Raw genomic sequence first — 8,971 nt, 5'->3', positions numbered from 1 at the left:
AGGGCGGCGTCCTAACCGCTAGACGATGGGCGCTCACATAATGAGAAGACTTTTCATAGTCTTGTCTTCAAGCAGATAACTGCCTGGTATCGCAATAGAAGCCTTTGGTACGCCCAAGGGGAATCGAACCCCTGTTTCCGCCGTGAAAGGGCGGCGTCCTAACCGCTAGACGATGGGCGCCTAGGCTTCGCTTTCGCGATGGACGGGGGTATATTGGCTAATCCCCCGCTTGGCAAGCCCCCTCCTTGAAAGAAAAGGGGGTTTATCCACCTATCTCGCAACAAAATCCGTACGTGCGATTTTTCGTCCGGTGACAGGATCAACATAGACAAGAGCCTGCGTCGGACCTTCTTTGATCAGCATCACCAGATTTCCGTCCATCTGAGTAACAGATATAATCTGTGCTTCAGGGCCAATCGCAATTGTTGCAGCAATACTATCTGCGCTAACATTGGAATTGCCGGCGTTAATCTTATAGAAGATAGCCGCAAAGACAGCTAATAAGCCAAGCACCATGACAAGGCTTGATCCCATCAGGAGGCGACGTAACTTCCCTTGAAGCCTCAAAGCTGCTGGATCAAGTTCGTTCTGTACAGTCTCATCGCTGTCAGTATTAGGATCACGCATGAACGATAAATCTCCTGAGGGCACCCAGCCACTCACAAACTCTGTAATTGCCGACGAGCAGCAACCAACAGTCATCACTCCGGAGCCGGAAGATACCGGTCGCCGCTTGGATGCTGTGCTTGCTGCGCATATAGATGACTTCAGTCGCAACCGACTTCAAGCCTTGATCCGGGCTGGTCAGGTTCAAATTGGCCAGCGCACGGTGTTGGAGCCTAAATATAGAGTCTGTGCCGGAGATACAATCACTCTTATTGTTCCAGAGCCGGAAGACGCAGAACCGCAGCCAGAGGACATCCCGCTCAATATCGTTTTTGAGGATGACGACCTGATCGTCATCGACAAACCTGCGGGCCTTGTTGTGCATCCAGGTGCCGGAAACCCAACGGGCACACTGGTCAACGCCTTGATTCACCACTGCGGTTCATCTTTGTCTGGTATTGGCGGCGTCAAACGTCCTGGCATCGTTCACCGCATCGATAAAGACACAACAGGTCTGCTCGTTGTTGCTAAAAACGACATGGCCCATCAGGGCCTCGCAGCTCAGTTTGCCGACCATGGCAAAACCGGCCCACTGGAGCGCGCTTATAAGGCTCTTGTCTGGGGTGCCCCAACAGCACCAAAAGGCACAGTAGACGCCAACCTTGCCCGCTCAACTGCAAACCGACAGAAAATCTCGGTGCTGAAAACCGGCGGTCGCCACGCCATCACCCACTGGCAGGTGCAGGAACGGTTTGGCCCTCAAGACGCAGCACCCGTTGCAAGCTTGATCGAGTGCCGTCTGGAAACAGGCAGAACCCACCAGATCCGCGTACACATGTCCCACATCGGAAATCCGCTAATAGGTGATATGGATTACGGTTCCGGGTTCAGAACCAAATACAATAAATTCCAAGAACCACTGAAAACCCAGTTGGCGGATTTCAAGCGACAGGCCCTGCATGCAGGACTTTTGGCGTTTGCGCACCCAAGAACCCAGGAATTCATGAAGTTTGAATCGGAGTTACCTGCTGATTTTGCTGGTATTCTTCAATCATTACGAAAAATTTAGGCCAAAAAGATTGCCGATCTGGTAGCGTTTTGGCCACAATGTTCCCATATAGACACTTCAGGTGCGCTTCATCTGAAGGCACCAATGTGTGTTTGCCGAAAAGCCTGATCCTTCGATCAGGCGGGAACACCAAGCAAGGAGGGGTGCTTTATGGCCCGTAACCTACCAGCCCTCACGGGTGGCGAAGGCGGTTTAAGCCGCTATTTAGATGAGATTAGAAAATTCCCGATGCTTCAGCCGCAGGAAGAGTACATGCTCGCCAAGCGCTACCGGGAACATGACGAACCTAAAGCTGCTGAAAGACTTGTAAATTCTCACCTGCGCCTCGTTGCAAAAATTGCAATGGGCTACCGTGGCTATGGCTTGCCTCTGGGCGAAGTTATCTCAGAAGGTAACGTCGGCCTGATGCAGGCTGTAAAACGCTTTGAGCCGGACAAAGGCTTCCGCCTGGCAACCTACGCCATGTGGTGGATCAAGGCTTCCATTCAGGAATACATCCTGCGCACATGGTCACTCGTTAAAATGGGTACCACAGCAAACCAGAAGCGCCTGTTCTTCAACCTGCGTCGCGTCAAAGGCAAAATTCAGGCGTTTGAAGATGGCGATCTGCGTCCGGATCAGGTCCAGCACATTGCGACAACTCTCGGTGTAACCGAAAAAGAGGTTGTTTCCATGAACCGCCGTCTGGGTGGCGACTCTTCCCTGAACGCACCTCTGCGCTCCAGCGAAGGTGAATCCAGCGAGTGGCAGGATTGGCTCGTGGATGATGCCGAGAGTCAGGAAGCAGTTCTGGCTGAGCAGGAAGAATACGATGTACGCCGCGATATGCTGAAAAACGCGATGGGCGTGCTGAACGAGCGCGAGACCCGCATTTTTGAAGCTCGTCGACTTTCTGAAAGCCCGATCACTTTGGAAGAACTCTCGACCGAGTTTGGCGTAAGCCGCGAGCGTGTACGTCAGATTGAAGTGCGTGCTTTTGAGAAGGTTCAAAAGGCCGTTCAGGAAAGCGCCATGGCAATGGCAGGTCATGAGGCAGGTGCATAAAGTGTGCTCCCCTCACGGGGCTACCGATTTCTCAGGTAAGGCTAAAACTTAAAGCAACTCGCGTAGTCAACATGGCTGCAAAGTGCTTTAAGACGCTCAACTGCATAAAAGTTGAGTTGAATTAACTTAAAATACAAATCAACTGTAGGAACACCCTTTTAAATAAACAGCTAAGCTTGTCGTCCCCTCAGAGCTTTCCTAAGGTTAATGATGAGGGGAATTTATGTGAGTTGGGTCACTTCCCCTTTTGGGGGGAATTACATGTTCGGCTCTAGCTGGCTGTCACAAACCAACCGTGCACTTGCAGCGGTTGTATCCTGTCTATTCATTGCAATAGCAATACTTGTCCGTACCCTATACCCGCAGGTACTGGATAACGTCGGATATCTCAGCCAAAACGCGCTGCAATTGGCATGGCCAAACACAACTTCTACGCCGCCAGTTTACACGATCCATCTTACGCCAGAATCAATCCAGCAAACGCAGGAGCCGATATATCAGCGTCTGGAGCTTGCACAAATCCTTCAAAAACTGGGGGAGTATAAGCCCAAGCTTCTGATTATAGATGCAGACTTCAGAAAAGCCGATCCGACCTCCCCCACCTTAAGAAGCCGAATCTACGACGATCTGCAGCCCTCCTTGCGGGCGACTTATCCAAATCACGACCTGCTCTTACAAACCATCATCTCTCATTACCCAGTCCTGCTCAGCAGACCGTTGAGCGAAGCCGTAGCTGAAAAACCTCCTCTTTCCAACTACATAAGGTTCTCGCAAGCCACAGGATATCAAAGCGACACCCAATACGCACACGGTTCAAATGCGCTGTTCTATCCACTTCAACTCCAAAGCGACACAGCGCAGTTGCCATCCCTCGCAGTAGCGGCATGGAGCCTGTCCAATCAGACAAACACGCAACCGTTCCAGGTCACGCAAGCAGAAGATGGCTATCAGCTAAAAAGCACTGATATCCAAATTCCTGTCACTGAAGAGACGGAAATGCTGGTGTTCAAAACAAGCAATGCCAGCAATTTCATCCTTGCAGCGAGCGATGTCTTAAAGAACAGAGTATCCTCCAAACTCTGGCCACCAGCTTCTGGAAGTCAGTTCGTCATCGGCACTCAGGACAGAAGTTCAGAACGACATGCACAGGCACTGCAAACACTTCAGTCTGGCAACTTCCTCAATATACCCACCTGGGCACAATACGCTGAAATCCTGGCACTAATCGGATTTGGCATCGTCATTGCGATCATATCCGCCACGCAAGGTTTCTGGTTAAGTCTGTCACTTACAGGCGTCGCTGTCTTGGTCATCAACGGAGTTGCATTCCACCAATTCGCTCTGCAAAACACCGTCCTTGAGCCATTCTTCCCATCCTTCGTTATCCTGCTGATATTCGCTTTCTCCTGCACAATCCGGCGTGTGACATTCAAGAGTCACAGAAACCAAACAACTGAACGCTTTGCAGGAATTCTCTCTCCCAAACAGATGCAAAAGGTACTGGCGAAGTCAGAGCAACTCCCTCTGGAGGGTCAGCAACGTGAAATCACAAGCCTCTCGACACGTTTGAGGCACTTTCACCGGTATTATGAGGGTTTGTCTCCTCAGGATCTCGCAGGCTTCTCCAACGGCTTCCAAACAGCTCATCTCGATGAAGTGCATATCCACGATGGTACACTGAACACGCTGAGCACATCCGGCCTGAATGCTTACTGGAACGCGCCGCTCGATGACCCATTCCACGCTGCTCATGCCTGTCGAACAGCGATTGAAATGCAGAAGCAAATGAAGCGCTTCAATCTCAAGGATCGTTTCAATTTCAACCAGAAAAATATGAAAGACCACGCAGTCACAATCGATATCGGCATCTCAACCGGCCTTGCAACGCTCGGCGAAACAGGTACACGGCGTCATTTCAGGTACGCCCCGCTCGGTAAATGCGTTGATTTAGCGGAAGATTTAGCCCGTCATTGCAAAGATGCCGGTCACAGCGTTCTTATGTGCGAAACCACACGCGGTCAGATGCCTGAATTGGCGGCATTGGAGACAATTCCAGTCAAAACCAGCCGTTACCAGATGCGTTCCTTTGCGTTGCTAGGTGATCCGTCGCTCGCTTTTTCAGAAAACTTCCTCAAGCTCAAGAACGTCCACTGCAACATGGTCTTCGCGCTGTTTGAGGAGAATGACAAGAAGAAAGCCCTAACACTGGTAGATGAATGCAAATCACTCTCTGAGGGTGAGTACAACACCATCTATGCTGCTTTTGAGAAATACATCCTCAGCGATCTGGCTCAACACGAAGCGGTCAAGGATGCAGCGCAATAACGGCATTTAGCCTACAAATAAAAAGAGCCCCCGAAACTCGGAGGCTCAAATTTTAGTTTAGACCTATACCGGTTAGCGCAGTTCAACCGCGTAGGTTTCAACTGGAGGCGCTGTTTTAATGAGCCCCTGCTCAATCAGAAAGTTTGCAAACCGTTCATAACGGCCATTGTCCAAAGCAGCTGGACGGCTGGCAAAACGCGGCAGAGTATCCGCCCAGGCACGCTTGTTCAGCTCATCATCCAGATTTGGATAGACCTCAAGGAAGCTCTTCCAGGAGTCCTGCGGATTATTAAGCAGATAAACGGTAGCCGCCTCAATCGCATTGATGAACTTCTTCAAACGCTGATCATCCAGCTTGTCTTTGTGAGCCACATAAATCAGCTCATCATAGACAGGCACACCGTTCTCTTCAGGATAAAACGCTCGGCCTCTCGCACCTTCAATCTCCATCTGGTTCAGCTCGAAGTTACGGTAACCACCAATCACAGCATCAACCTGCCCAGCCATCAAAGATGGTGAGAGCGAAAAGTTCACGTTGATCAGCTCAACATCGTCAGAACTGAGACCTGCAGTGGAAAGCATCTTCCCAAGCATGGCGTTCTCAAACCCGGATGTGGAATAACCAATACGCTTACCTTTCAGGTCTGCAATCTCCTTGATTGGTCCATCTTCCAACACAATCAGTGTGTTCAAAGGCGTAGAGACCAGCGTCCCGATCCGCATCAGCGGCATGCCCTCATCAATTTGTGGGTGCAACGTCTGCTGATAGGAAACTGCAATATCACCCTGCCCTGCTGCAACAAGCTTTGGTGGCATGGAAGGATCAGCAGGCTCAATCAGCTCAACTTCAAGGCCCTCTCTTTCAAAGAACCCCCGTGCCTTGGCAACCACGATTGGTGCATGGTCTGGATTCGCAAACCAGTCCAGCAACACAGTCAGCTTGTCCGCTGCTTGCACTTGAAGCGTGCTCGCAAGCATTGCCGCACCAAACAGCATACTTAGTTTTTTCATAAGGTTACGTCCTCATACTCTGAGACCTAGATCTCTTTCTGCCAATAGATCATCCGAGAAGTGGCGAACTCAACAACTGCCCTCAGGCTCAACACCATCACCGCAAGCAAAATCAACGCCGCAAACATCGTCGCTGTTTGCATGCGTGCATTGGATTGCAACATGATGAAAGCCAGACCGCCTTTTGCACCAACCCACTCTCCAACCACCGCCCCAATAGGAGCGAACACCGCTGCAATGCGCATACCAGAGGCCAGAGACGGCAAGGCGGCTGGAATTCGAATGTAGCGAAGTGTTTGCCAGCGGTTCAGGCCATGCAGCTTGCCAAGGTCGAGCAGTGATTGATCAGTCCTGCGCAAACCATCGAAGAAAGTCGAGGTCACAGAAAAGAAGATCACAATCACGGCCATCACAACCTTGGAGGCGAGCCCAAAGCCGAACCACAGCACCAGAAGCGGTGCAATTGCAAACACAGGAAGAGATTGGGTCGCTGCAATTGGAGGCAGCAGAAACAGGCGTATCCGGGGAGACACTGCCAGCAAAACAGCCAGCGAAGCTCCAGCACTCACGCCAAAGAGAAAGCCGAGAACAGTCTCCCAAGCGGTAATGCCTGCATGATGCAGCAGAAAAACGCCCTGATTGAGAAAAGCGGAAAAAACCGCCGCCGGACCTGGCAAGAGAAACGGAGGAAACTCTCCAATCCGAACCACACTTTCCCAAATGGCGATAAAAAGCAAAATCCCGAAAAGACTTCGGAGAATTCGTTTCAAAGCTCGCTTCAGCATGTAGACTCCCAACAATGGCATTGGGCATCACAAACAGGCGGAAGAACGGAGCTACATTAGCTCTCTGGGATGTTTTCAGCACAGGATCTCTCGTTACAACAAATGCAAACATGGAGATCCGGGAAGAATGGCTCAGGTCCCGTCCCTTCGCCGGCATTACCCGGATCAGGTTCAAAGGGTTTAGCTCATCGCAATCTCAGCTTTTCGAAAGAAAAGCACCCCTCGGAATAGCAAGGAACATGCGCGTTTCTGCTGAAGGATGCAAGCAGATTTTACTCTGACGGACGACAGCATAATGAAAAAGGCCTCAACTCTGAGAGAGCCAAGGCCTTTGAAATCTAAGCTAAACAGCTGAAACTAGATTACTTCCAGCTCTTGATTGCCTGTGCTATAACTTTGTTGCCGGTTGTACCTTTTTCAAAGGTCAACATTGCACGGCGACCGCTGTTGTACAGCAGTGGAACATCAATCCACTCACGCTCAGCAAGACGCTTCAGGTTCTTCGCTTTTTCTTCATCACTGTCAGACAGCGCAATCCAGAAGAGAGTGTCAGAAACCTTCACGGCAGCACCATCAAGCGGATCACCTGCTTCGGACTCTGTCTTCTTCAGGATCAGGCCAGGCACCTTCTCAACACCCTTTCCATCAAACCCTTCTGGGAAGATGAAGTTCAGCTCAAGCAAATGACTCGCTGGCAAAGACCGATCGCTATTCGGCTTCAATGTCATCTCAACAGAGAAGTTACGAGATGGCAGCGTCGCAACAGCCTTGATGACAGAATCGCCGTTAGCTTCATCCAGTGACCAAACAACGTTCCCGCGTGATGCAGAACCTGCGGCACCCGGCGTCAAGGCCTCTTCGTAAAGTATGCTCTGTTGTGCAACAGGAGAAACCGCAGCTTCCGTTCCAATGGTTTCAGCTGGCGGAACAGAGTTGGTCTCAACTGCAGTACTTTGCTGTGCAGGTTCCGTCACCGGCAGAACCTGCACAGAAGGTGTGTCTTCTGCCGGCGCTGCTGGAGCTTCGACCACACGCACGACTGGAGGCTCAGTTACTGTCTCGGTTGGCGCTGCGCTGGACGAATTCCGGGTAATCCGGGTCGTCTGCACCCGTGTCGCATCCGGAGAAACCTTTGCCCCTTCATCAGATGGCAACAAGCGGTCGGTGTTCTTCTTCGGCGTGCGTTCCGGCTGAACCCGAAGCGGCTCATCTTCATTAGAAGGTGCGCTTTCTGGCGCAACAGTCTCACCGGTTTCAACTGGAAGCACTAAAGAGAGAATAACATCGCGCAGACTATAGACACCTGCGGTAACACCCAAGATTATCAGTATGACCACAATTATACCGACAATACCCGATGTATTGGAAGGCTTCAGCCCTTCTTCCTGCTCAATCGCATCGCCAACGCGCTGCGCAACGGCTGGTTTGCGGGAGGAAGCAGGTTTTCGGCTTGTCTTTGGCTTAACCTTGGCAGGCTCATCGATCTCAGGACGCGATTTACCTTTTGTTTCCAGCTTAGTCCGCCGTGCCTCACCCGGCACCCAAGAGCGCTCTTCTGCGCTCGTCTCGACAGCACCTTTGGTTGGCAGAGACGCAGCAGGTTCACCCGTCTCTTTGTCATCCATAGAGCCAAGGTCAGGCTCTTTGCGCTCGCTGGCAGATTCAGGTAGCTGATCACGCGCCATCTGATTGGCCTGATGAGCGGCGTTGCCGAGGTCCTGCGCAGCACGAACCGCCTCTTTAAACACATCTGCTTTAGCAGCAGGTGCTTTTGGCTCATCGCGCGCTGGAGTATCGGCCTTTGTACCTGCCTTAGGCGTATCTCCAGCAGGTGAAGATGCAGCAGAGATTTCTGGAACAGCAGATTTTGGAGCACTTGGAGCTTGGGTGGTTTTAGACCGCCCCAACCCGAGAGACTCACGAGCAGCTTCCGCTTCGACCTTACGAATGGCCTCTTCAAGCTTCAGCTGCTCCTCAGTGATCTGGGAGGGAGACAGAGGTGGGTCGTAACTTTTAAGTTGCTTTACAATTGCATTCCGCGCGCGTTGATAAACTGCCCGCCGTGCAGAACCTGTGTTCTCTTGTAAACCAGCTACCGCTTTTTTTAGAACGGAATTGTAGTCCGCCATTT

Annotated in this window: 7 protein-coding genes, 1 tRNA gene and 1 riboswitch; of the genes, 3 read left to right on the top strand and 5 right to left on the bottom strand. The window is 51.3% G+C overall.

Features of this window, described 5'->3' with window-relative positions:
• Nucleotides 1-105 precede the first annotated feature (105 nt).
• Nucleotides 106-180 (bottom strand) — tRNA-Glu (locus tag PsWM33_RS17870).
• A 90-nt stretch (nt 181-270) separates the two neighbouring features.
• Complete coding sequence (locus PsWM33_RS17865) at nt 271-627, bottom strand: hypothetical protein (RefSeq protein WP_063301083.1); 357 nt, start codon at nt 625-627, stop codon at nt 271-273.
• On the opposite strand from PsWM33_RS17865, the gene PsWM33_RS17860 reads away from it, so the two are divergent.
• The 3 genes from PsWM33_RS17860 to PsWM33_RS17850 all read left to right on the top strand — a co-directional run bounded on the left by PsWM33_RS17860 (nt 626) and on the right by PsWM33_RS17850 (nt 5,044).
• Nucleotides 626-1,675: an RluA family pseudouridine synthase gene (locus tag PsWM33_RS17860; protein WP_057461964.1), complete on the top strand. Its 1,050-nt coding sequence runs from the start codon at nt 626-628 to the stop codon at nt 1,673-1,675. The genes PsWM33_RS17865 and PsWM33_RS17860 overlap by 2 nt on opposite strands.
• Nucleotides 1,676-1,825: 150 nt before the next feature.
• Nucleotides 1,826-2,719, top strand: coding sequence for an RNA polymerase sigma factor RpoH (gene rpoH / locus PsWM33_RS17855; RefSeq protein WP_057461965.1), 894 nt, complete (start codon nt 1,826-1,828; stop codon nt 2,717-2,719).
• Between the two features lie 261 nt (nt 2,720-2,980).
• Nucleotides 2,981-5,044: a CHASE2 domain-containing protein gene (locus PsWM33_RS17850; protein WP_063301082.1), complete on the top strand. Its 2,064-nt coding sequence runs from the start codon at nt 2,981-2,983 to the stop codon at nt 5,042-5,044.
• A gap of 72 nt (nt 5,045-5,116) precedes the next feature.
• Here PsWM33_RS17850 and PsWM33_RS17845 read toward each other — a convergent pair whose 3' ends face one another.
• The 3 genes from PsWM33_RS17845 to PsWM33_RS17835 all read right to left on the bottom strand — a co-directional run bounded on the left by PsWM33_RS17845 (nt 5,117) and on the right by PsWM33_RS17835 (nt 8,969).
• A complete protein-coding gene (locus tag PsWM33_RS17845) occupies nt 5,117-6,055 on the bottom strand; it encodes an ABC transporter substrate-binding protein (RefSeq protein ID WP_063301081.1) in 939 nt (312 codons plus the stop codon).
• 26 nt (nt 6,056-6,081) lie between these two features.
• Nucleotides 6,082-6,792 carry an ABC transporter permease gene (locus tag PsWM33_RS17840; RefSeq protein ID WP_063291573.1) on the bottom strand — a complete coding sequence of 237 codons (711 nt, stop codon included), beginning with the start codon at nt 6,790-6,792 and terminating at the stop codon, nt 6,082-6,084.
• 173 nt (nt 6,793-6,965) lie between these two features.
• A riboswitch (TPP riboswitch) is annotated at nt 6,966-7,073 on the bottom strand.
• 129 nt (nt 7,074-7,202) lie between these two features.
• On the bottom strand, nt 7,203-8,969 hold the full coding sequence (locus PsWM33_RS17835) for a hypothetical protein (protein ID WP_063301080.1): 1,767 nt from the start codon (nt 8,967-8,969) through the stop codon (nt 7,203-7,205).
• Nucleotides 8,970-8,971 lie beyond the last annotated feature (2 nt).

This window comes from Pseudovibrio sp. WM33 (assembly GCF_001623165.1).
GTDB lineage: Bacteria > Pseudomonadota > Alphaproteobacteria > Rhizobiales > Stappiaceae > Pseudovibrio.
The sequence above is the reverse complement of the archived record's forward strand: the minus strand, read 5'-3'. Positions and strand labels throughout refer to the sequence as shown.